This is a genomic window from Crateriforma spongiae (genome assembly GCF_012290005.1).
GTDB classification, from domain to species: domain Bacteria; phylum Planctomycetota; class Planctomycetia; order Pirellulales; family Pirellulaceae; genus Crateriforma; species Crateriforma spongiae.
Map to the genome: position 1 here is coordinate 266223 of NZ_JAAXMS010000002.1, position 23627 is coordinate 289849.

17 protein-coding genes are annotated in these 23627 nt (G+C 56.9%); 7 read left to right on the plus strand and 10 right to left on the minus strand.

The genetic code is table 11. The annotated features are described in order from the left end of the window. The first annotated feature begins 17 nt into the window (after window positions 1–17). Complete coding sequence (locus HFP54_RS05170; RefSeq protein ID WP_168564326.1) at window positions 18–1016, plus strand: glycosyltransferase family 2 protein; 999 nt, start codon at window positions 18–20, stop codon at window positions 1014–1016. Here the strand turns inward: HFP54_RS05170 and HFP54_RS05175 are convergent. The 6 genes from HFP54_RS05175 to HFP54_RS05200 form a co-directional block, all read right to left on the minus strand. Then, window positions 1013–2038: an ROK family protein gene (locus HFP54_RS05175; RefSeq protein WP_146410761.1), complete on the minus strand. Its 1026-nt coding sequence runs from the start codon at window positions 2036–2038 to the stop codon at window positions 1013–1015. The genes HFP54_RS05170 and HFP54_RS05175 overlap by 4 nt on opposite strands. 409 nt (window positions 2039–2447) lie before the next feature. Continuing rightward, window positions 2448–3254, minus strand: a complete 807-nt coding sequence (locus tag HFP54_RS05180) for a hypothetical protein (protein ID WP_168564327.1) — start codon at window positions 3252–3254, stop codon at window positions 2448–2450. Window positions 3255–3338: 84 nt separating this feature from the next. Then, entirely contained in the window at window positions 3339–3551 is a 213-nt protein-coding gene (locus tag HFP54_RS05185; protein ID WP_168564328.1) for a hypothetical protein, read from the minus strand. 353 nt (window positions 3552–3904) lie between these two features. Next, a complete protein-coding gene (gene glnD, locus HFP54_RS05190) occupies window positions 3905–6550 on the minus strand; it encodes a [protein-PII] uridylyltransferase (protein WP_146410755.1) in 2646 nt (881 codons plus the stop codon). Window positions 6551–6818: 268 nt separating this feature from the next. Then, window positions 6819–7157 (minus strand): P-II family nitrogen regulator, encoded by a 339-nt coding sequence (locus HFP54_RS05195; RefSeq protein ID WP_145302971.1) that lies wholly within the window; start codon window positions 7155–7157, stop codon window positions 6819–6821. Between the two features lie 235 nt (window positions 7158–7392). Beyond that, window positions 7393–7941 carry a cob(I)yrinic acid a,c-diamide adenosyltransferase gene (locus HFP54_RS05200; protein WP_146410753.1) on the minus strand — a complete coding sequence of 183 codons (549 nt, stop codon included), beginning with the start codon at window positions 7939–7941 and terminating at the stop codon, window positions 7393–7395. Between the two features lie 207 nt (window positions 7942–8148). Between HFP54_RS05200 and HFP54_RS05205 the strand changes: the two genes are divergently transcribed. Then, window positions 8149–8595 (plus strand): bis(5'-nucleosyl)-tetraphosphatase, encoded by a 447-nt coding sequence (locus tag HFP54_RS05205; protein ID WP_146410751.1) that lies wholly within the window; start codon window positions 8149–8151, stop codon window positions 8593–8595. A 7-nt stretch (window positions 8596–8602) separates the two neighbouring features. Here HFP54_RS05205 and HFP54_RS05210 read toward each other — a convergent pair whose 3' ends face one another. Then, the gene (locus HFP54_RS05210) at window positions 8603–10399 is read right to left on the minus strand and encodes a transglutaminase domain-containing protein (RefSeq protein WP_168564329.1); all 1797 of its coding nucleotides are present in this window, start codon (window positions 10397–10399) and stop codon (window positions 8603–8605) included. 512 nt (window positions 10400–10911) lie between these two features. On the opposite strand from HFP54_RS05210, the gene HFP54_RS05215 reads away from it, so the two are divergent. The 3 genes from HFP54_RS05215 (at window position 10912) to HFP54_RS05225 (ending at window position 14086) form a co-directional block, all read left to right on the plus strand. Then, window positions 10912–11622 (plus strand): hypothetical protein, encoded by a 711-nt coding sequence (locus HFP54_RS05215; protein WP_168564330.1) that lies wholly within the window; start codon window positions 10912–10914, stop codon window positions 11620–11622. A 108-nt stretch (window positions 11623–11730) separates the two neighbouring features. Then, window positions 11731–12282, plus strand: coding sequence for an NADPH-dependent FMN reductase (locus tag HFP54_RS05220; RefSeq protein WP_168564331.1), 552 nt, complete (start codon window positions 11731–11733; stop codon window positions 12280–12282). A gap of 196 nt (window positions 12283–12478) precedes the next feature. Further along, on the plus strand, window positions 12479–14086 hold the full coding sequence (locus tag HFP54_RS05225) for a calcineurin-like phosphoesterase C-terminal domain-containing protein (RefSeq protein WP_206036012.1): 1608 nt from the start codon (window positions 12479–12481) through the stop codon (window positions 14084–14086). A gap of 114 nt (window positions 14087–14200) precedes the next feature. Here the strand turns inward: HFP54_RS05225 and nadD are convergent, their stop codons facing one another. Beyond that, window positions 14201–14821, minus strand: coding sequence for a nicotinate (nicotinamide) nucleotide adenylyltransferase (nadD, locus tag HFP54_RS05230; protein ID WP_168564332.1), 621 nt, complete (start codon window positions 14819–14821; stop codon window positions 14201–14203). A 236-nt stretch (window positions 14822–15057) separates the two neighbouring features. On the opposite strand from nadD, the gene priA reads away from it, so the two are divergent. Further along, complete coding sequence (gene priA / locus HFP54_RS05235; protein WP_168564333.1) at window positions 15058–17403, plus strand: replication restart helicase PriA; 2346 nt, start codon at window positions 15058–15060, stop codon at window positions 17401–17403. Window positions 17404–17472: 69 nt separating this feature from the next. Here the strand turns inward: priA and HFP54_RS05240 are convergent, their stop codons facing one another. Together HFP54_RS05240 and HFP54_RS05245 are read right to left on the minus strand one after the other, a co-directional pair. Then, entirely contained in the window at window positions 17473–19317 is a 1845-nt protein-coding gene (locus HFP54_RS05240) for a c-type cytochrome (protein WP_168564334.1), read from the minus strand. Between the two features lie 14 nt (window positions 19318–19331). Next, entirely contained in the window at window positions 19332–21770 is a 2439-nt protein-coding gene (locus HFP54_RS05245; RefSeq protein WP_168564335.1) for an HzsA-related protein, read from the minus strand. Between the two features lie 278 nt (window positions 21771–22048). Between HFP54_RS05245 and HFP54_RS05250 the strand changes: the two genes are divergently transcribed. Then, window positions 22049–23623, plus strand: a complete 1575-nt coding sequence (locus HFP54_RS05250; RefSeq protein WP_168564336.1) for a hypothetical protein — start codon at window positions 22049–22051, stop codon at window positions 23621–23623. Window positions 23624–23627: the final 4 nt, after the last annotated feature.

Below are 23627 nucleotides of genomic sequence, written 5' to 3' on the forward strand. Positions count from 1 at the left end.
CCTGACTTCCATTCATCGTGCCCGCATCCGGAACACTGTCGACCAGCGAACCGCAGACATTCGCAAGAATATCTGGGGCAAGCGGTCCGCTGCGCCCCGGCGTTAGCGTCCAGATGGCGGTTTTCAATGCGATGCCGTATTTGGTCGACGCAGTGGAATCGATCCTGTACCAAAGCTATCAGGACTTCGAATTCATCATCGTCGACGACGGCTCGACAGACGATTCCCTGGCATATCTGCAAAGCGTCGATGATGCACGCATCAAAATCATCCCCCAATCCAATCGGGGAACGGCCGCTGCGGGGAATGTCGGTTTAGCTCATTGCACCCGACAGTACTTAGCGCGAATGGATGCCGACGACTGGTCGGACCCTAGTCGCTTGGAACGCTTGGCGGATGCTTTGGACGCAAACCCTGACGTGTCCATGGTGGGCAGCAGCTTTGCGTACTTTGGTGACCGTACCGCGGGACGTCCGGTACCGATGCCGCAAAACCACGATTCGATTTACCGTGCACTGCTACGAGGCGACCACGGGATGGTTCATGGCGCCAGCATGATGCGAACCGATTGCATGCGGGCGGTGGGCGGATACTGGGAACACCGGTTCTTTGAAGACTGGGACTTGTTCCTACGGATGGCAGAAGTCGGAAAGTTGATGAATGTTCCGGACAGTCTGTATCTATATCGCGCGCACGACACCAGTCTTAGCAGCCGACGATTGGAAGAAATGCGACTGCACTACGACTATGCGATCGACCAAGCCAAGCGTCGTCGCGAAGGCATACCGACATGTGACCTGGCCGAATTTCAATCACAGCGAAAAAACCGCCCGGTGACAAAGGCAATCGGCGAGCGGTTGGACAACATCGCGCTGGCAAACTATCGACGCGCGATGGGGGAAATCTACGGGCACAGGCCGCTGCGAGGCCGCATGCGATTGCTGTCAGCGTCGTTGTGGAATCCACGTCGAACCTTGAATCGGATCGGACGACGTTTTCAATCCCGAATCGATTAGTCTTCTTCCGATTCGTCGCCAAAGGTGCTGGCTGCCCACGCAGCGGCCCCAAGTGCCCCGGCGTCGTCGCCCAACTTTGCCGGCACAACGTCGAATCGATCGCGGTAAACGCTCATCACGCGTTTGCGTGCAGTGCGTTTCACCGTGCCGACAATCAGATCTTCCATCGCTTCGACCAAGCCACCCCCCAACACAATCTTGTCGGGTGCCAACAGGTGCACGATGTTGACGACCGCAATGCCGACCGTTTCGGCGGCCGTTTCCACCAAGTGGTGAATCGCGGAATCACCCTTTTCAATGGACTCCGATAGCGCACCGCTGCGAATTTCCGCCAGATCTGTCCCGGCAATTTCTTTCAGCGCTGGCGCGTCGCCACGATGAGCCGCCTTGGCCGCTTCGGCGGCAATGGTCAATCGGCTGGCTTCAGCTTCCAACGTTCCGGGCAAGTCATAACCGCTTGCACGATCGCTGCTGGAAATTCGAGTGTGACCGATCTCCATACAACTGATTCCGGCACCCTGAAGAATCTGGCCTTGGTACACACATCCGCCACCGATGCCCGTTCCCGGAAAAATCCCCACCACGCAGCGGGCCTTCTTTGCGGCACCAAAGCGATACTCGCCATAGACACCGGCATCAACGTCATTGACCACGGCCACCGGACAATCGAATCGCTTCTTCAACTTGTCACGAACGTCCAAGTTGTTCCAACCCAGGTTGGGTGTGACCAAGATACGTCCTTTGTCCACATCGATTGGTCCAGGGCAACCGATACCGATGCCCGCGATCTGGTCTGCGGACAGATCGTTTTCGTTTAGCAATCGCTCGATCGTCGAACAGATGCGGTCCAATCCGCTGTCGGACGAATCACGTCCGCGGGTCTTGCGACGGCGGCGGCCGAGTTCCTTCCAATTTTGGTCATAGGCGATGGCCAGCATCTTGGTGCCACCAAGATCAAAGCCGATCCAAAACTTGTCCGCCTTTTCGGTGTCTTTCTCGTTGCTGCGATTCGGTTCTGACATGGCGTAGCTGGCTCAACAGGGTTCATGCGACAGGATCAGCCGCTCATTAAACACCCATCGGGCGCCGATCAAAAGCCAGCCCGGCGTCGATTCACTGACGAAATCGCCTTAGCGCAAAGAGAAGGGCCATGGTGAAGCCCTCCCTGCCTCACCATGGCCCATCATTGCTGGAACGATGGCACCGATCGTTCCACCCTCCCAATCCATGGTACAAGTCTGATCGGCAACCTCGGTCCGAATCCTGTAGCGGATTTTCAGGCCGGCAATTTTTTTTCGGCCTTTTTTCGCCGGTGGATCAAAGTCCCCCGGGACGCGGCATTGCAGGCCATCCAACCGCGGGACGTTTCCCATCAAACGAAAAAAGGGTCGGCGTCCTTCATGAACGCCGACCCTTCGGTTTCACAACCCGCTAATGGTGTGAACAGTCACAGCCCCCTGACGAACATTGACACTCGTCACAGGACCCTCGGTACACCGGCGGCGACGCCCGGTGCAGGAAACAAGATTTTTTCTTAAAGCAATCGCATTGGCCGCGAACATGTTTGTAGGCGTGTGCTTCGCGATGCGCCGCCTCGGCTTCATAGCCGGCCCAGAGATCAGCGTTGGCCGGTCGACTGTGGAACACCTGTTGGAATGTCGATGGCGGCGGTAGAGTCGGCTTGCGGTGCGGCGTGCATTGATAGGCCGAACCACATTGCCCCGAGCTACAACCCGCAAAGCTTGCCTGACCCCGCATGTTTGCCCCGTGTCCACTGCACCGATTGCACGAACAACCGGCCTGATGGGCGGCCCCGGCCATGGCGGTGTTTTCCGAGACGATCGGCTGTGGCAATGCGGTCGGTTGTTCGACAGCGGGACCGATGGCGGTTTGTGGTGCCAGTTCAACGGACGGTGTTGCCTGATACGCCGGCTGTTGCTGAACCAGTGTTCCTGACGCCGGAATCGGGTCTGTCAGGGCAAGGTCATCTTGATCCGATTCAATCATGCCATCGTTGGCAAAGCCCAACTCCGGTTGCTCACTGGCAACGTTGGCGTCCGGGGGTGGCAACTGATCAATGGCTTCTTCAGCGTCCGACGGCATCGCGCTGTCGCTGACCAATTGGGATTCTCCGAACGACAATTCGCCCAGCAGTGCATCCAAATCGGCATCGGCCGATGCTGGAACCGCCAGGGTGACCAACAGCAAAATGATGGCAAGTGTCGCGAAGGTACGCATAAACAGACTTCCTTGTTGAAAGGGAACACTTGTTCGAACAGAATCCCGTCGGCGTCTAAAACCCACAGTCTTCCTACGCGGAATTCAAAAGAAGACCCAACAGCCTGCGGCGGTGACGCGGTCGATCACAAAAGCGCTGGTGATTGCCACCGGCGATGATTGATCCCATGCGTCACGCGTTGCGTCATTGCCCGGTGCATTGCCGACGCCACGTCGCGTGGCATCGGCGAATGCACCGGGATGGATGACGGCCAGTCGAAATCGGCCCGCTTGGCGTGCATCTGCTTGCCAGGCCAAACCAAGTCGAAATCAACGCATATAGCTGTTCGATCACCGCGTCGGATTCGCGTCCCGGAATCGTGGTAACCTGAACCACATCTATCCGCGGGTTGGTTACCGCGGCGGGGGAATCAACAAACGAAGGCGGTCATTGAACCACCAAACCATTGCCGCGCCGTTGCGCCGGTGCAAACAAGCTGCAGAAATTTGGCGTAGGCTTTGAAAGCCCCCCGCGTGAGAACCAATGCGATCCAAAATCGTTCGCCGATTCGCATCAACATTGGTGATCCTTCGATCCGAATCGATCGTCTTGATTTCGTCATTCCGATTCGATGACGTCGATCGATCTTTGCTGCAAAACCGGCAAAGTCTTACACGCGACGCCCGGCCATTTCCAGCGATTCCAAGATGGACTGCTGGACGACTTTTTGGCGTGTCGGATCGACAATCTTGTTGCCATCCGATTCGGTGACATAAAAGACGTCGGCGATCTGATCCAGGTGTGTGTCGATCTTGGCAAAGTGCAGCACGATCGATAGTTCCGCCATCGCCCGGGCCACGCGATACAACAAGCCCTGACGATCATAAGCGAACAACGACAATATGGTGTACTGTTCCAACGTGTCGTTATCGAAGGTGACCTTCGTTGGCAACACATCCACCGAATCAGGTTCACGGATCGATGCGCCACGCCATGTATCTCGGTGGGCAGTCACCGGCGCTGTGGGATCGGCCAACAATCGGCAAACGTGGTTGCAGACTTCATTCACCCGGTGCTGTGGTGGCGGGTCTTCATGATCGGGGTCCAACACCCAAAACGAATCCCACGCCACCTCTTGATCATCCACTTCGATCGTGTCGACATCGGCGCGCATGATCTGCAACCCCAAACCGCTAAGCGCGCCGGTGCTGCGTGCGAACGTTCCAATATTTCGGCGTGCTTCGCGATGCAACACGGTGTATCGCATCGCCAAGAAACTGGAGTCATAGTTTGCGACGCAGCACGATGAACGCCCGGTTTCATACCATTGGGCGATGCCTGTCAATTCGCCGACCAATTGGTCCGGTGTGATTCGCCGAAGAATCGATAACGGCAATGCGTTCAGAATATCCAAACCGATCTTCGGTGCACCCGAGTCCGCCAACTGCTCGGCAATCTGTTTGCGTTGGCTGGCGGTTTCAGCATCCATCTCATCGGGCAACGTCCCGGATTCGAAATAGCGTCGGGTCCGCAAGTACAAGTCTTCGATCAGATTCATTTTCCAATCGGAAGCCACGCCGGGGCCGACGGCAATCAAGTCCGCCACGGCGTGCACGATCAGCAACTCCAGCCTTCGAATCGACCCGACTTCTGCGGCGAACGACAACACCACTTGGGAATCATTTAGATCGTGGCGGAATGCGGCGACGTTGACAATCAAGTGTTTGTGAACCAGCCATTGCAAAGTTTCGCGACTGGCGTCGTCCAACTCCAGATGATCCGCGATTTCACCGGCGATCCGCCGCCCGACTTCACAGTGGTCTTCTTCATAACCTTTGCCAAGGTCATGAATCAGCAGGGCCAAGTGCAGAATGGCCTTGTCTTTCAGCCGGGCATACCGCCGTGCCATCGACGACGAATATTCTTCCAACTTCGTTGCCGCTTCGACCGCGCGAATGCAGTGTGCGTCGACCGTGTACTTGTGATACGCGTTGAACTGCAACAAGCCTCGGCACCGCTTCATCGGTGGAATCAGCTGTTCCAAGACACGCAATTCATGCAACCGCCGCAACAGCGACGCCAAACGCCCGGGCTTGCTTAACAGGCCCAAAAACGCATTGATCGAATCGGGATCTGGTGGACTGGGGTTGCGACGGGCCATCGAATGCCGAATCGCTTGCCAAGTTCGGTGCGAAATCCGTTTGAAGTGCTGGTTGGCCAGATTCATCAAACGCAACACGTCCGGCAGGCTGGTGGCGAAGCGATCCAAATCGGAATCGACCACCCAAATTTGCGTCGGCCCCATCCGGATGTTTTCGGTCAACTTGCGTGACAGTGCCCGTTCACTGACGCGTGACAATCGTGATTGTGACAGCGTGTCGTCGGTGAAATAGGCGGCGGCATAGCGAACATTCTGTGTGTGTTCGAAATAGTCCTGCATGAAATGCTCGACCGCCAACACCCCTTCGCTGTTCTCATATCCCCACTGTTCAGCGATCTCCATTTGCGTCGCGCGATCCAGCACGTCTTGGCTGCGGCCGGCCCGAAAGTGCAACTCATTCCGCAACCGCAACATGAACGCGTATGCGTGACGCAGTTGTCGCAAATCTTCCGCCGGAAGCGCTCCCAGCCGATAAAGCTTCTCCAAATCCGATTCGCCGCTGCGGGCAAACCCGATCCAACGCACCAGCTGGATGTCACGAAGTGCACCACGCGACTTCTTGACGTTCGGACGCAACAGATAGTTTGTCTCGCCCCATTTCAGGCGTTCGCTTCTTCGCGCTTCGACCACCGCTTTGGTCAAACGATACTGGCGTCGGATGCTGCCCTTTCGCAATCGATCAAAGTATTGACCGAACACCGTGGAACTGCCCGCCAGAAAACGTGATTCCGCCAGCGATGAAAAAATGACGGGATCTGTCCAGGCCCGTTTGCAGGCTTCGGCCGGACCGCGAATGGAAAACCCCAGGTCCAGCCCGGCATCGACCAAATCACGTGTCAGAATCCCGGCAACCTCGGTCGCCAATCCGGCCGATCGTGCCGTCGTCAACAACATCAAATCGACGTCGGAAAACGGTGCCAAGTCGCGACGTCCGAATCCGCCGTGCGCGACCAACGCTAAACCGCGAAACCCCAGATCGTGCTGCAACTTCCGTGATGCGGATTCCCAGACCATCAAGACGACATCGTCGTACAAGTCGGCCATACGATTGGCGACTTGAAATCCGGGCGACCCGTCGGCGTGTTGGCCACGGATCTTTTCGCGTACCTGAGCCAGTCGCTCTCGCGCTGCTAGAACGACCGGTTGAAAAGACATGTAATTCGATTCTGTGAATCAATTCCGCAAACAAGACGGTCGCGATCCACGGCGGCCGCCTATTGTTCCCATCGACCGTCATACGGCATGACGGCCAAAACCTGTCGCACCAATCGGTCCGTGGCTTGCATCGAAGCAAACGTCCCCGGCCACTGAGCCCTGCTTGGCGACTTCACCGACCGAAAGACTCCCGACGCAGAAAACCGATGCTGGTCCGGACCGGAAGACCGCGACGAACATCACCATCGGCGCGATACTTCGGCGTCGCCTACAGCGCTTCTTCGCCGCGCTCGCCGGTACGGATCCGGATCGAATCTTCCAAATTGGTCACGAAGATTTTACCGTCACCGATCTGGCCGGTTTGGGCGGTCTGCAAAATGGTGTCGATCACCGTTTGCAAGTTCTCGTCGGTACAGATGACTTCGATCTTCACCTTGGGAACGAAATCGATGGCGTATTCCGTGCCGCGATAGATTTCGGTGTGCCCTTTTTGACGGCCAAAACCACGAACTTCGCTGACCGTCATTCCGTGGATCCCATGGTCAGTCAACGCGTTTTTGACGTCTTCCAATTTGAAGTGGCGGACGATGGCTTCGACTTTCTTCACGACCGATATCCTCTAACAGGCAGCTGATCATAGGGTTGGCTACCGGCAGAGACGCGGCGAGCCGATGGACGGGTGGGCCGCCGAACGACAGATCAAATCGTCCGAACGAGAGTCCCAATTTCGACGTGCATTGTACAACGTCGAGGGCTTGGGAACAGCCGGGCGACGCCGATGTGCAGGCCGTGGCGGACCATCGCCACAATGCCCGTCACAGAGCGAAAATCAGGGCCTTTGGCTAGGGTTTTCGCCAGGGCTGATCGCCCTGCCCCGTCCGATGGTTGGCTGCCCTTGCCTGGACAAACAGGAAATCGCTGAGACGGTTCAAATAGATCACCAGATCTTCCGATATCGCATCACCGACGTGGCGACGGAGCGATACGACCCGGCGTTCGGCTCGGCGACAGACCCCGCGTGCGATGTGCAACCGGGTGGACGCCTCATCACCGGCCGGCAAGATGAACGACTTTAATTCGGGCAGTGACCGCTCGGCATCGTCGATCCAAGTTTCCAACCGTTCGATGTGGTCGGATCCGATCACCCGCAAGCCGTGCTTGTCCGGCTCGGGTGTCGCCAATTCCGCGCCCAACGAAAACAATTCACTTTGGACGTTTTCGATTTGACCATCGATCGCTTCGGGCAATCCCGCCGACCGCGACCATCCCAAAACGGCATTCAGTTCATCGACGGTTCCGTAAGCTTCGATCCGGACATCGTCCTTTTCAACACGAGGCCCACCGAACAATCCCGTACTGCCACCGTCACCGCTTCGGGTATAGATTTTCACTTGAGCCGGGCTTTCACTTGTTCGCGGATGATACGTTTCGACTTGACTCGCCTCAGGCAAGGAGCCAATCCTGCTTGGCTCGATTGCTTTGTAGACGTTCGCACCAAGACGACAAGTCCCCCAGACGCCCGGTCATGGGATTCCAATGCGGGTCAGCTTGGCACGCGTCGCTTCCGGTTTACTTCTGTTCGGATCGCTTGACCCCTTATGACGAAACACATCGCTGACGACGGCAAGGTTTATGCGGCGGGGGTGCTGTTGGTTACCGGTGATCCGGTCACCGAGTTCCTGTTGATGCGACACCCGAATCGCTGGGACTTGCCCAAAGGGCACCGCGATCCGGGCGAAGACGATTTACAGACCGCCAAGCGGGAAATGGAAGAAGAGATTGGTGTTTCCCCGGACCTTGTGCGATGGGACCCGGACTTTCGTTTCCAAATCCGCTATCCCGTCCAGTACAAGAAATGGGCCGGACAATCGTATGAGAAAGTGGTGACCTACTTCTTAGGGCACATCGATCATAAACCCGAAATCAAACTGACCGAACACGAAGGATTCCGATGGTGGGCCTGGGCACCGCCACACGCCATTCAGCCGCAAACGATCGACCCATTGCTGAAAAGTGTTGCGCAGTTCTGGGGCGATACCCCCTAGCCGCCGGTCACTGGCTTAGCGGCAACAGCAATTCCGAGTTCAAATCATCGTCCTCGGCAACGGGTTCTTCTTCCTTCTTCAAAGAGAATCCCTGGACACGTATTTTTGTGTTCTGCATCCACTGAAAGATCGGCACGAACACATCGCGATCAATCGGTTTGGTCGTGTCCAACATCTTCAGCACGATACGATCAGCCGGTGCTTCGCGTCCGGTCACCGGATCCAATGAAACCCAGCTGCCATCGGCCAACGCCAACGTCCAGACGGTGAATGCCAACTTGGGCTGGTCGCCGGGCACATAGACCAACCCCAGCGCCAACCGCGACGGTAGTTTGCGTTCACGCAAAAGAGCGGCCAGCAAGACCGAAGACTCCATTGCACCACCCTGGGACGCCAGCAAAACATCCGACGCCCGGGTGAACTGTCCCGCGTAGGTGGACTGCTGAACCAAAGTGTGGACTGTACGATTCAGTTCCACCGCCATGTCACGCTCGGTCAGGTCCAGCCCTTTCAACGCAACGCGTCCCAGTTCTCGAACATTGGATGCGTTGAAGTTCAATAAAGACGTCGGGCGAGTGTCGCCGGGGCCGGATTCCGTTTCGTACGGTTCGAATCCCTGACTGACTTTTTCACGTTGGCGGCTGATCAACAGACGAATCCGCCCGTCCTTCATGCGATTGAAATACTGATCCGGTGCAGGTTCCAGGACCGTCGGCTGCTCCGGATTTTCGCGGATCGGCGTGATCACAAAAGCCACTCGGGACGCCCGCTCGGGGGCATCGATTTTTTTACCTTCGACCGCCGCCCATGCCGGGGGCGTCATTGCCAAGTTGTCGATGTCCAGCTGGGCTCCCGGGCCATCCGCCGGCTCCAACAAGTCAGGCAATTCTTCTTTGTTGACGCGATACGACAACAGTCGAAGCGCGGGTGTGAACGTCCGCTGGATCTGGCCCTCATCGTCGACCCACAAGACCAATTCGTTGCTGGTTTGTCCGCCAGTGTTCACTTCTTCGATGACTTCCAACAACATTCGCGTGGTACCGTCGTGCCAGGGCACAGATGTCTTGGAAATGGCGCTCAGATTGACCGTGGCTAGTTCATTCGTGATTGGCAGAATGTGTTTGATCTTTCGCGTTTCTCCCGGCTGCATGGGACTGGACTGCAGCGACTGAATCACCGCCATCGCCCCGCGCACACTGTCTTCCCATGGAGCGTTTTGTGTGATCCGACGTTGCCCGCGAAATGTTTCGATCGACAGTTGATCGTTTTCGACAACGCCGATCGATTGGGTTTCGGCGGGGCCCACCCTCAACTGGCTCCAAAACGAACGCAGCTCCCCCTCGACCGACTCACGCGTCACCTGGCTGAGCGATTGGATAAAGGAGGCATTTCCGCGATCAAATCGGATCACATCGCGGACATCAAACCACAGCGAATTGGAGCGGGTCTCGGTCCGCATCAGTTCCAGCGCCGGCGCGGCAGGCACATCGATCAAAAAGTCGTCGCGGCGTTGGGCGCCCATGCGGGCAGAAATGTGGCTGTACCCGACCGGACGCTGATCCATCACGTAGTAAAACCAGGCGTCCCAGTCGTCGTTCCACACCGTGGTGGGAACCTCAAACGTTTCTTCGTCGCTGGGCAGGGTCGGCCGGGCCGCGGGCTTCTTATCCACGATCGGTCGTTCCGGCAAATCGCATCCCACGCAAAAACCGAGTGCCAATATCACCCCCAGTCCGTGCGTCAGCGGCAAGGCCCACACGGTCTGTCGGATCGCGTGAGGCGAATCTGCGATGGGATCGATCATGTTGGGTCCTAACCGTGCCAGTAAGAAGCAATGGGGGATCAAAGAAAAGCCGGGATTCAATGATGCCGTGCGTACATCCGGTCCATCCGATCGCACCATTGGAACACGCCCAACCCCCATCGGAAAACCGCCGGGCCGGTCGCGATAACGACCTGTCCAGGGACAACAAGCAACGCCGGGTGTCTGCCACCAGTCTATCCCGCCTGCCCGATTTGTCGCTCCGCCGCCGGACCATTCGATGACGCCGCCGGCCGCAGGCGGGCGATCATGCATCGGCTATCGCAGTCAGCGCGGTCGTATCGACTGTTCCGGCTTTGACGCTTGGGGTGACCTTCGGTTCCCAGATTTGCCGTTCGGCGGTTCACTTCGGCACGCTTGCGGGCGGATCGGGGCCTAGCGTTGGGTGTACAGGGTCGTCGGTGCGGTCGATCAAGTTTCGCACACGCACGGCATCCGAGGCGACCAAGACGGGGTCGTCATTATCCAAGGGCTAACGCCACAGAGTTTCAATTATGGGCTTCCTGAAACGCATCCTTCGAACCAACGCCAGCGACGCCACCGGCAAAGCATCGGGAAGCTTTGAATCGCTCAGCGACGAAGAACTGCAAGTCCACATGGGCATCCGGACCTACGATGCGTTCGAATTGACCGACGCGATCCGACCGTCCTACGACGTGCAAATCAAACCAAGGCAAGGCTTCCGATACGACGAATACGTCGACGAAGCCAGCAAGACACGGACCCCGGTGATCATGGCTTCCGCCACACGCGGCAGCCTAATGGAACTGTTCCTGGAACTGGTCGAACCGCTCGGCGCGGTGGTCGACGTCGCGCTGGAATCCAGCCATCACGCTCGCGGCCGTGACGAAGATCTGTATCGCGAACACATCGATGTCCCGGTGCTGAAGAGTATCCTGTGGGAATTCGAAGACCTGCTGCTTAATGACGGCTGCACCGGGATCGCGGTGATCAACCCGGCCAAGAAACAGGAAGTCCAATTGGACGAGCACAAACTGTTGATCGCCTACGGCGAACCGCTGGACGACTTTCGCCAAGTGCTGATCCAAGGCGACGTGTACCCCGATGAAAAACTGAAATTCATCACCGAGGCGGAACATGTTCACAGCAGCAGCGAAGCCTATTTGAACCGATTCACCATGCTGAAGAATCGTTTGGGGATGGATTCAGAAACGAGCTTGGACGCCGAATCCTGGGGCGTTTGAAGCCTCTGGAAAAAGCCAGCACGTCGGGAAAGCCGTCACCGGCGGCCTTCCCCCTGGACGTAAGGTCCGAAACAATCGTTGGCGATTCACCACGCCAAGGATTCGTTCATGTTGCTTGTTCTCAGCTCCAGCCTGCACCCGACCAGCCGCAGCCGCATTTTGGCCAAGGCGGCGTATCAACGTTTGGACCAACAGGGCCGTCAGTGTTATTTCTTTGACCTGGCCGAAACCCCACTGCCCCCCTGCGACGGCGCCACCGCCTATGGGCACGAGAACGTGGCCGATCTGGCCCAACGGATTCGCGACGCCGACGCCATTTTGATCGCGTCGCCGGTCTACAACTATGACGTCAATGCGGCGATCAAAAATGCGGTGGAATTGACCGGCAAAGCATGGACCGACAAGGTCGTTGGACTGATGTTGGCCGCCGGCGGTGCCGGTAGTTACATGTCAGCGATGGGGCTGGCGAACAGTCTGATGTTGGATTTTCGCTGTCTGATCGTGCCGCGTTTCATCTATGCGACCGGCGAAAGTTTCGAAGGCAACTCCCTGGCCGACGACAGCATTTCTGACCGCGTCGATCTGCTGATCCGCGAAACGCTGACGATCTCCGACGCCCTGCTGGCTCAACCCTCCGGTGAAGCCGACGACGACGCCTAGGCCCCGGAATGGAGGTGAGCCTCAGGAAATCTTCATCGGGCCTTTACGAATCTAACGGCGATCATTCTGAAACCAACGAGTACAGTTCTGTCTTCAAAGGAAACTCGGCCGCCCGCCTCGCCCTAATTCACCACTTCCCAGTGGCGGTGCGGCCGATGCTTCGACATCCCAACCATGCCCCTGCCTGAGGTCTCTCGTGAACATCCGGTTCCCTCGTACTCGATCCATTTTTGCGGCCGCGATTGTCGCGATCTGCGGCGCGAATCTGACCGCCCACCAACACGATTCGCATCACGCCCCGGCTAACGGCCAAACCGCCGTCGGCACTGTTTTCGAAGACGTCAATGCGAATGGCATTCGTGATGAAGGCGAACCCGGATTGGCAAACATTAAGGTCAGCAACGGAAGGGACATCGTCAAAACCGACCAGCATGGAAAGTACAGCTTGCCGGTCACCGACGACACGATTCTGTTCGTCATCAAACCTCGCAACTGGATGACACCGGTCGATTCCGACAATCTGCCTCAGTTCTATTACATCCATAAGCCGAACGGATCGCCCAAGGACTTTCGATATCCCGGCGTCGAACCGACCGGGCCGCTGCCCGAATCCGTCGACTTTCCTTTGACACGTCGTGACGAACCGGACCAATTCAAAGCCTTGTTGTTCGGCGACACCCAACCACGCAACGTCAAGGAAGTCGAATACATGGCGCACGATGTGATCGAACAGATCATTGCCGAAGATGGTCACGGCGCCTCGTTCGGTGTCACGCTGGGCGACATCGTGTTCGATGACCTGTCGGTGATGCCACCGTTGAATCAAGCCATCGCGCTGATCGGTATCCCCTGGTACAACGTGATCGGCAATCACGACATCAACTACGACGCGCCGAACGATCGACTGAGCGATGAAACGTTCGAAAGTCACTACGGCCCGAATTACTACTCTTTTGATCACGGCCCGACGCATTTCTTGGTTTTGGATGACGTGACCTGGGTCGCCAAGCACGACGGTCAGCGGGCCCACTATCACGGTGGATTGGGCGAAGATCAATTGACCTTCATCCGTAACGATTTGGCCATGATCCCTGAGGATCAATTGGTCGTGCTGATGATGCACATCCCCCTGCAAAACGTCGACGACCGCCAAGATCTGTATCGACTGATCGAAAAACGCCCCGCCACGGTTTCAATCTCCGCTCACACGCACTACATGGAGCACGTGCTGATCGGTGACGAAGACGGCTGGCAAGGCCCCAAGCCTCATCACCACATCATCAACGTCACGGTGTGTGGCAGTTGGTGGCGTGGCCAACCTGATGAACGTGGAATCCCGCACGCCACGATGAGCGACGGTGCCCCCAACGGCTATTCCATCATGTCGTTTGACGGCCAAAATTATTCGTTGGATTTTCGTGCGGCCAGCCGTCCCGCCGAACACCAAATGAACATCTACTTGCCCGAACAGGTCGCGTCATCAGATCTGGCAACCACCGTTGCAATCGCCAACGTGTTCGCCGCCGATGCGAACACCCAGTGCCAAATTCGCGTGAACGATGCTGACTGGTCGGACATGGACGCGATCCGCATCGAAGACCCGGCATACGTTCGTGCTAAACGGTCCGAAGAAGCTCTGGCCGAGCGAACGTGGATCGACTTGCCCAAACCGCACGTAACGCCACACATGTTCCGCGGAATGCTGCCGACACATTTGCCAGCCGGCACGCACCGCATCGAAGTCAAAGCGGTCTTTGCCGATGGCCGTGAAATCATCGATCACCGAATCATGCGGGTCGAATAGTCAGCTTGCAGTGGTTGTTCCCACCGGTGATCGTACCGCCGGTGCGATGCTGCTGTGATTGAAAGCTTAAGTCTATCCGTTGACCGGACCGAAGCATCGGAACGATCGCGGACCTCAGGCCTCTGCGGATCGTCGGTATAGCGATTCGGTCTTGATTAGCATTTCGACCGCGTGGGGCACGCGAAACCGAATGCTTTTTCCGCGGGCCACCCGCTGGCGAATCTCGCTGCTGGAAACTTCAATCCGCGGGACTTCGACAAGACTGTCTTTCAGACGACCGACGACCGAAGCACCCAACGCCTGCTCCAGCCCCCCAAAGTCGATCGGCGGTTCGCCGCCGCGATGAAACACCGACAGTTGGGCCAGGGACAAGATGTCTTGCAGTCGACGCCACTTTGGCAAGGTGGGGACCAAATCGCTGCCGACGATCAACACCAGATCATCGTCGGGAAATTCTGCTTTCAGCTCCGCCAAGGTGTCGACGGTATAGCTAACGTCACCCCGGCGAATTTCGCGATCGTCGACGATGTGTTGGTCGGCACCGCCCAATGCCAACCGCAGCATGGCCACACGGGTTTCATCCGCGGCCGCCTGCCGATCCTGTTTCAGCGGGGACGTCGCCGTCGGGATCCACCTCAATTGGTCCAACCCCAGTGTTTCGATTGCTGATTCGGCGATCCACAAATGCCCCAGATGCACCGGGTCGAACGATCCCCCAAAAACGCCAATACGCATGATGAAATGTCACTCTTGTCTATCGGTCCGGGCAACGACGGCCATCTTTCGACCGTGAATCATTCTCGAGCCATGGCCCCAACGCATCCGCATGCCTCAGTTCGCCCCGCGGGTGACCAGACGTGTCAACGACATCGGCAAAATGCCAGCCAACGACACTTTCGAAGGGATGCATTATGTTGACAGATGCCTGCAATCACGCCCCCCACGACACGAGTCCGCCGTCGGGCAACGCCATGACGCACGATTTTGACCACGATCCGCCCCACCGCAACCGCGGGGATGACGCGTCGCGTCAGGTGGATCTGTTCGATAAATCGCCGCCGCCCTGGGAATTGGTCGCAGCCGAAGAAACCGCAATCGCCCGCGTTGTCTTCAGCCAGTCGCCGCACGGCCCGTATGACTACGCAATTCCCGATGCAATGCGGTCACACATCCAACCCGGGTCGCGAGTCCGTGTCCCGCTGGGACGACGACGGGGCGGCACGATGGGCTGGTGCATCCATGTCGACATGGCCGGCAAAAGCCGGCACAAACTGCGTGAGATCAGTGAACTGCTGGACGAGGAACCTCTGTGCGATCCAGCTTTGGTTCGACTGGTCCTTTGGATCGCCCACTACTACCAGGCACCCGCCGGACAAGTCTTCGACACGCTGATTCCGTCCAGCGTACGAAGCAGCGCCGGCACGAAACAGAAGACGTATTTCCGGGCCGACCCCAAAGATTTGACAGAAGAAATCGTAGCCGGCCTGTCACCCAAGCAACAAGCTGTTGCGCGAATACTGCTGGCCGCAAACGCCCCCATGACGGCGGCCCAGATCAGCATCCAAGTCGGTTGCACCGAAGACCCGATTCGGCGTCTACACAAAAAGGGATTGCTGTCCAGCGAACGCCGACGTGAACAAAACAGCGGCATGTCCACCCGCTGGCAAATCAACGACGGGGAAGCGGAGAAAACACACCATCTGACTGACTCGCAATCGGACGCATTGAAACAGATCAATCAAGCCGTTGAATCGGAGAAAACCAAGGTCATGCTGCTGCATGGCGTGACCGGCAGTGGAAAAACCGAAGTCTACATTCGTGCAATCGAACACTTGGTGAAATTCGGCCGCGGTGCGATCGTGTTGGTGCCCGAAATCAGCCTGACTCCGCAAACACGGGGACGTTTCGAACGACGCTTCGATAGCGTCGCGGTTTTACACAGCCAGATGACGCCCGCCGAACGCCATTTCCAATGGCAGCGAATCCGCAGCGGCGAAGTTCAAGTCGTCATCGGCCCGCGAAGCGCCGTGTTCGCCCCCCTGCCCAAACTGGGGCTGATCATCATCGATGAAGAACACGATGGTTCGTTCAAACAGGACACCCAGCCTCGATATCACGCCCGAAAGGTGGCCATCGCTCGTGCAAATTCACTGGGCATTCCCGTGCTGCTGGGTTCCGCCACGCCGTCGCTGGAATCTTGGCATGCCACACGAACCGGCCACGCCGAACGTCTATCGCTGCCTGATCGAGTGCATGACCGGGCCATGCCCGACGTTCAATTGGTCGACATGCGCATCAAAGACGATCGAACCGTGGGTGCGATCAGCCGCCCGCTTCATCAAGCGGTTCAAGAAACAATCCATGAAAAGGGCCAGTGCATTTTGCTGCTAAATCGGCGAGGGTTTGCGACCACCATCCAGTGCCCATCGTGCGGTCACGTTGTCGCGTGCCCGGATTGCGACATGCCACTGACGCACCATCGCGACGGCGGCAAAGCGATGTGCCACTACTGTGACTTTTGCATCGCGACGCCTCCATGGTGCCCGGCATGCCGATTCGACGGTATCCGATACGGAGGCCTGGGCACACAAAAACTAGAAGTCGAAGTCAAGGCACGGTTCCCCAACGCCAATGTCGCACGGATGGACAGCGATACCATGCGGCGACCGGGCAGCCACCAAAAGGTGCTCTCAGCATTTCGATCAGGAAAGATCGACATCCTGTTGGGAACACAGATGATCGCCAAAGGCTTGGACTTTCCCAACGTGTTATTGGTTGGCGTGATCAACGCCGACAGTGCCCTGCACTTCCCCGATTTTCGCGCCGCTGAACGAACATTCCAACTGGTCACCCAAGTCGCCGGACGAACCGGCCGTGGTGACCGCGGTGGTCGCGTGATCGTGCAAACCTATTCCCCGGAACACCCCGCTATCCAAGCGGCATCGCGGCACGATTACATCGGGTTTGCCGAAGACGAATTGGTCAACCGAAAGAAGTACAACTACCCGCCGTGGGGCAGCGTCGCTCGGATCATCATCCGTGGCACCGAAGAAGAGACCACCGAACGTATCGCCGAAGAATTGGTGGGACGCATCGAAGCAACGCGGGACTTGCTGAAACACGAAATTCGCATCCTGGGCCCTGCCCCGCCCCCGATTGCTCGTCTACGCGGCAAGTTTCGTTTCCACGCTCTACTGCAGTGCCCGGAATCCGGCCCGCTGGGCGAAACCATTCGGCGTGCTTGCCAGGATTTCCGTATCCCCGAAAAGGATGACGTCCAGTACGTCGTGGACATCGACCCGATGGACATGCTGTAGCCAAACTAAATCCTGATTCACCACTCACTCGTGCCTGGCATCGAATCGCTGAGCAACCTTCCCACCTGATTACAGCGACAGAACGTACGCCACCAGATCATTGACCTGTTCGTCACTCAATTCGGACGTTCGTCCGTGACGATCATTTTCATTGAACTTCACCAAGACGTCTTCGATGGTGGCCGCACGTCCGTCGTGCAAATACGGCGCGGTACGCCAGACTTCCACCAGCGACGGTGTGTCAAATCGCTTTCCACGTTCCCGATTCAAACCAGTCCCCACGTCATAAGCATTGCCTTCGGTGAAGTTCGGTCCGGCGTGGCAGTGGATGCAGCCCGATGTGGCGAAAACCTCGCGACCTCGCTGGGCCGCTTCGCTCAGTTGGCCATCGATACGGTGGGGGCTGGGCATCGGACGCAGGCTTTTCAAATACTCGTCGATTGCCGACGCATCCGCCTCCGGACGCACGGCGAATTGAATGTGCCGAATCCCGGCACGCACGGCGGCTTCCGCATTCGCACGAACGCCCAGTGCCATAGCCGGCGGCGTCTGATGCGACAGCAACAACGACTTGGTGTTCTTCGGGTTGCCGATCCCATCGTTCAGCAAGTCCCAGTTCAATCCATCCACCCGCCCATCACTGGGATGGCAACTGGAACAGCTTTGCCAAGTCTGAAAACACAATGAAGCATCATGGAAAAACATCTCGCCCCGACGCTGCGGCGTCATCTCCACATCATCGCCAAGCTTCAATCGGCCGACTTGCTTCGGATTCGTCCCCGACAAATCAACGAAAGCGATTTCGTCCGTAAAAAACATGGCGACTGCCACGGTGTCACCAAAGATGACTAGCGACCGGGCACCATTGCCGTTCACGTCGATGCGTTGTCGCCCCCCCGCCAAGAATGCCAAATCGTTGGGAACGTTTTTCGCTTGATTCGACACCTCGGTCACCTTTCGACCGGCTGCCACTTCGTTCAATCGGTGATGCAAATCCGCCCGATCGATCACGCTAATTTCTTGCGTGCCCGCATGGGCAACACAAAGTCGACTGCCGCCCCCATCAACCGCAACGCCCCACGGATTGGCAGCCCCACGATCGATTTCATCCAGCAAGACCGTGTTGACCACTCGCTGTTCCGGAACATCGATCACTGTCACCGCATTGGTGTTCATCCAACCTCGTTCCAACTGAGTGGTCGGCAATCGATACCTGGCCAAAACGTGCGTCACGTATGCAAACCGACCATCGGCATCCACACAAACGTCCCGTAGCGAATTGGATCCGTTGGGCAGTTCAAGCGTGACCGTGTGCAGCGAATCGAGGTCGATCAACACCACCTTTGACGCCAAGTATTGACCGTCGGCGGTGCCATCGGGCAATTCGTGTGCAACGACCAACGCTCGACCATCAGGGGTCATCACCGCGGCACAGGGTTCGCGTGACACCGCCACACGTTCGATCACCCTGCCGTCCAACCCCATCACAACGATGCTGGATCGATATCGATCAGCGACGTAGATTCGTTTCCGCTTTGCATCGACCACGGGAGCAACCGGCGCATGCAGCCCATGTTGGATCGAACTCACCTTCGACGATTCAACGTCCACCTCCAGCACCACCCCGTCAGCGGCACCGGCGGTCACTAACAAGCGATTTGAATCCAGAATCGCCGCCCCGGTTGGATTCTCCGGCAACCGGATTCTCTTTCGTAGCCCTCGATTTTCAGTATCAATGACCGCGAGCGCTTGTCCGGTCGTCTCGCACACAAACAACGTTTGCTGGTCTTCCGAGACAAGCAAATGCATCGGAGACTTGAATTCAGAAGCACCGGCATCGGCCGTCCGCGCCCGGCCAAAATGAGATTCCCAAACCAGCAATCCTAACCAGAACACGACAAGCAACTTTGGCATCCGACCGAACCTTTTCATGGCACTGTGACCTCGTGATCCACCGGATGATACCAAAGCGATTCCCAATAAGCCCGATCTGTTTCGTACACATCAATGGCATCGCGTCCGAATTGAAACTCCGCTGGCAAAACTCCGAACCGCTTCATTTCTCGGACATAGGGCCAGGTTGGTTCAAACCCCGGCATGTCAAACCGCTTTCGCTTCTGCAAATCTTGATGCCCGGCGCGAATCATCGACAAAATTGCTTGATAGTCGGGATCGTCTTTAGACCGAAACACGGGTTTGTCACCGCAACGGCCATCGCCCCCTGCGTCCTTGGCCAGCGGTGCCCGCAGGACCAAAGACTTCTCGGGATGTGTCAGATTGAAAACGATGTGACGTGTTCTCCCCAAATTCGGCTCGTCCCACGTCGGACGCCAAAACGAGATCTGGGAATTGTCGGAAAGATCCTTCGGAATCTTCTCGTGACAAGAAACGCATCGTCGCCGAATCGCCGACGCGGCCAAAACCGTCTCCGGCCACTCCCGACCCGTATGATGCACCTGTTTGTTTTCTTGATAGCCGCCAATCATTCCGCTGGCCAACGCCGCATAGGTCCCTGGATAGGGTGCCCCCGTCTCAATCCAGTACTTCACGATCTTTCGTTCCGACTCGGTTGCCATGACGCCATGATGTTCGCCTGACAACTTTTGCATCAACGGACTGACCACGGCACCGATGGAATAAGGTGACAGATTGCTTTTCGCCTCGTTGCGTCCGTCAACGAACTGCTTCAAATACGTCAGCATGTAATAGCTGTGCGAGTAAACCGGCCCGTGATCTCCCGTTAGCATCACACCGCCGTCGCGACGTTCCGTACAGTGGCAAGTGACACAATGTCGATCCAAGATGGGCTGGATGTCACGCGGAAAGTCAAAAACATCGGGAACACCTTCGATGGGCTGAATTTGACTTGGCGGCCGGCCGATCGCGAGATAGTCCTGGGTGGTGTCGATCATGTCGGGACTTTGTGTCCGATGCTCGTGGCATCCGACACAGCCGGTGGTCTCACCGGGCATCACGTTGGTGAACGACTGCATACGCTTCACGGTGTCCCCATCCTCATCGACCGCGATAAAGAACAACGATCGCAACGCCGGCACTTCAAAGAATGCAGACCCGTCTGCTTCGACGGGAACCGTTCCCAACAGTCTTTCCAGCGTGAAGGTTCCGCCATAGCTGATCGGTTCCATACCACCGGTGTAGTTGATCGGCTTTGGTAAGGATTCGACCACCAGCAGACGAGTGATCGGTTTCCCGCCCACCTTCATCCGCCGTCCTTGATTGACATCCGACAAAAACATTCGTCCAGTCGCTTGGCTTGCATCGACCCGCGATGGAATGACCGGCTCGCGTTGCCTCGGGACCAGGGGACGTGGTTCGTGAACCCAGACGGATTGCTCGGCGCGTTCGGCGTCCACTTGATACAGTTCACCCTTCTGGCCATCAGAACGAATCCACAGCAGTTTGTTGGTTCGGGCACAAAGAATCAGATCTCGCGTGATGGGATAGGGATCGCGATAGTTGAAATCCTTCTCTGGTGTGATTCGAATCGCTGACGATTCTTGATCCGGTCCTCGTTTGGGACTGACGACGTAGACCGCGCCGGCATGTTCCTTGCGTCCGTGGCCGGGTGAAAAGATAGACACGACGTTGTCCGTTCCCGGTATGGGCTTGGCATCGATCATCAACGTCGACGGGCTTTGATTCCCATAGAACACCATTGCACCGGAACCATCGGGATTCATCGTCCAAAGATGGTGATAGTCGACTTGTGATCGGTCGATGTATTCCCAACGCTGGTACAAGATGCGGCCATCATTCAATGGCCACGGGGTGTTGTCATGTTCAATGTTGGCTGACAACTGGCGAATGTTTTGGCCGTTTCGGTCGCAAGCGTACAGTACCGCGACGTGCGTCAGCCAGCAGTTCACCCAACGCTTGGCACGTGTGGAAACAAACACCAGCGAATCGTCTGGCATCCAGGTCGGTTCGATATCATCAAAGGGACCATCGGTCAGTTGCCGAAGCCCCGTGCCATCGGCTTGAATCTCGTACAGATGGTAATAATCGGTATCGCCGGGGCGGTACGAAAAGACGATCGTTTGGCCGTCATAGTGTACGACCGGATCGCGAACCGCCCCCTTTGGATCGTCTAACAAGATGGTGACTTTGCCAGTAGCGACATCCAATTTTGCCAAGCGTCCAAGATCCCCGTACGCTTTACGATCTCGGTCATCGGCGTAGTATCCGAAATTAGCGTACCAATGCCCGTCATAGTTCAGTGACCGTTCGGCAAACACGATCTCCGCGACATTGCCTGGCAACGGATCCTGTTCTAAAGATGCGGCTTCCAAGAAGCGGAAACTGCAAAACAGGATGCCGATCGCACAACAAAACTTTACGGTGGGCATAGCGGTCAATCCACGACCGGAGCACGTCGGCGAATTTGATCCGACGGTCCGTGACGGTTGGATTCTTTGGCGGGGGCGGGCGTGAAGGGGATTCCACGTGTGATCCCAGTGTATCAAACCGCGAACGAATCACTGCCAGATCAAAGCGGTCAAATCGACGCACCGCGGTGCAGGATGCCATGCGCTTTCCGACGGCGAATTTGTCTCGCCTAAAATGTGCACGTCCAAGAGCATTCATGCTTCCCCTTCGATTCCCTCCCGCCTTCCGGCAGAACACCATGTCACGCATTCCCGCCTTTCTGATCGTCGGCGTTCTTGCCTTCAGCGCCTCTGCCGCCGCCCAAACCGACCTGTGGAAATTGGCGCAAGAACATGCCGACACACATCGGTTTTCGACACTCTTCACGGCACAGCAAGTCACCTCCGACTTGGCTAACGACAACGACATTGATCAAGCGATTCAATGGTGCCGCGAAATGGGAATCACCAAGGTCTATCTGGAAACGTTTCGCACGCAGCACTGGGCGGAATCCGAAACCATCGCCCATGCCCGAGACCGATTTCGCAAAGCCGGCTTTCTCGTCTCTGGTTGTGTCACCACCACGCGAGTCGGCAAGATTTCGACCGGATGGAATTTGATTTCCTGTTACACCGCCGAGGAAACGCAACAGCAGACGAAACAGATCTTCGAATTCACCGCAGGTCTGTTTGACGAAATCATGATCGATGACTTCTGGTTCACCGATTGCCAGTGTGACCAGTGTGAAAAAGCACGAGCGGCTGAGCGCGTCGTTGTCGATGGGAAAACGTTTGACGTCGACGGTGACCAGTGGAGCGACTATCGACGCGAACTGATGCTTCAGGTCTCCAAAAACCTTGTCCTGAAGCCGGCAAGGGAAGTCAATCCAAACGTTTCGGTGATCATCAAGTACCCACAGTGGTACGACAATTTTCAAGAGCGAGGATACGACATCGTTCGCCAAACCCAGGTGTTTGACCAGACTTGGGTTGGCACCGAGATCCGAGACGAATTTGACGAGCGTTGGGGCGGGCGTGGTCGCACAACCGCTTACTTTTTGCAGTCCTGGGTGGAAGGTCTCAGTGGCCGAAAATGCGGCGGCGGTTGGTACGACACTCTCGGAACCACCCCCGCGACTTACCTTTCCCAAGCAAGACAAACCATCTTGGGCGGTGCCAATGAATCGATGTTGTTCAACGCCGGAAATCTGCGATTCAAGGATCCCGGACGCTCCGACGCGGAAGCCTTACGAAAGGCCCTCCCCGAACTGTTGCAACTCGCCAAGCAGGTCCGCAAGCGCCAGGCGATTGGCGTCACCATGTACAAACCACCAAACAGCGACGGCGAAAATGATCGTCGTGTTTTTGAGTTCGTGGGGATGATGGGCATTCCGTTTGTCACGACCGATCGCTTTCCCAATGACGCGGACGCCGCGTTCTTTTCGGTGCATGCATTGCACGATGCAGACTTCGTGAAGAAGCTTGCCCAATTTTTGCATACCAAACGACCGGTGATCCTGACGGATTCGCTTGCGCAAAAGATCGCTGGAGACATCGACCTTTCTGGTAAGCACGTCTCAATATTGACGTTGGATGGCACGATGGAAAACGCCTACTCCTTGCCCGCCAAAGAATTATCGATGCTTCGAGATGTGGTTCTCAAGCCACTGGATTTGTCAATCACCGCGCCTCAGCGAACAGCGATCTATTGCTACAGTGACGGAAGCTGGGTCGTTGAAAATTTCAATGACCAGCGGATCCAAGTCACGATTAACGGCCGATCGCAGTCTGTCGAAGCAAACCATTGGGCATCGCAGTGGATGGAACAACGCTGAAATC

Bases quoted from the DNA above. Each gene is read 5' to 3' on its own strand.
- HFP54_RS05175 (WP_146410761.1), bottom strand. From the start codon at position 2,038: ATGTCAGAACCGAATCGCAGCAACGAGAAAGACACCGAAAAGGCGGAC.
- HFP54_RS05180 (WP_168564327.1), bottom strand. From the start codon at position 3,254: ATGCGTACCTTCGCGACACTTGCCATCATTTTGCTGTTGGTCACCCTG.
- glnD (WP_146410755.1), bottom strand. From the start codon at position 6,550: ATGTCTTTTCAACCGGTCGTTCTAGCAGCGCGAGAGCGACTGGCTCAG.
- HFP54_RS05205 (WP_146410751.1), top strand. From the start codon at position 8,149: ATGACGAAACACATCGCTGACGACGGCAAGGTTTATGCGGCGGGGGTG.
- HFP54_RS05210 (WP_168564329.1), bottom strand. From the start codon at position 10,399: ATGATCGATCCCATCGCAGATTCGCCTCACGCGATCCGACAGACCGTG.
- HFP54_RS05215 (WP_168564330.1), top strand. From the start codon at position 10,912: ATGGGCTTCCTGAAACGCATCCTTCGAACCAACGCCAGCGACGCCACC.
- HFP54_RS05220 (WP_168564331.1), top strand. From the start codon at position 11,731: ATGTTGCTTGTTCTCAGCTCCAGCCTGCACCCGACCAGCCGCAGCCGC.
- nadD (WP_168564332.1), bottom strand. From the start codon at position 14,821: ATGCGTATTGGCGTTTTTGGGGGATCGTTCGACCCGGTGCATCTGGGG.
- priA (WP_168564333.1), top strand. From the start codon at position 15,058: ATGACGCACGATTTTGACCACGATCCGCCCCACCGCAACCGCGGGGAT.
- HFP54_RS05240 (WP_168564334.1), bottom strand. From the start codon at position 19,317: ATGCCAAAGTTGCTTGTCGTGTTCTGGTTAGGATTGCTGGTTTGGGAA.
- HFP54_RS05245 (WP_168564335.1), bottom strand. From the start codon at position 21,770: ATGCCCACCGTAAAGTTTTGTTGTGCGATCGGCATCCTGTTTTGCAGT.
- HFP54_RS05250 (WP_168564336.1), top strand. From the start codon at position 22,049: ATGTCACGCATTCCCGCCTTTCTGATCGTCGGCGTTCTTGCCTTCAGC.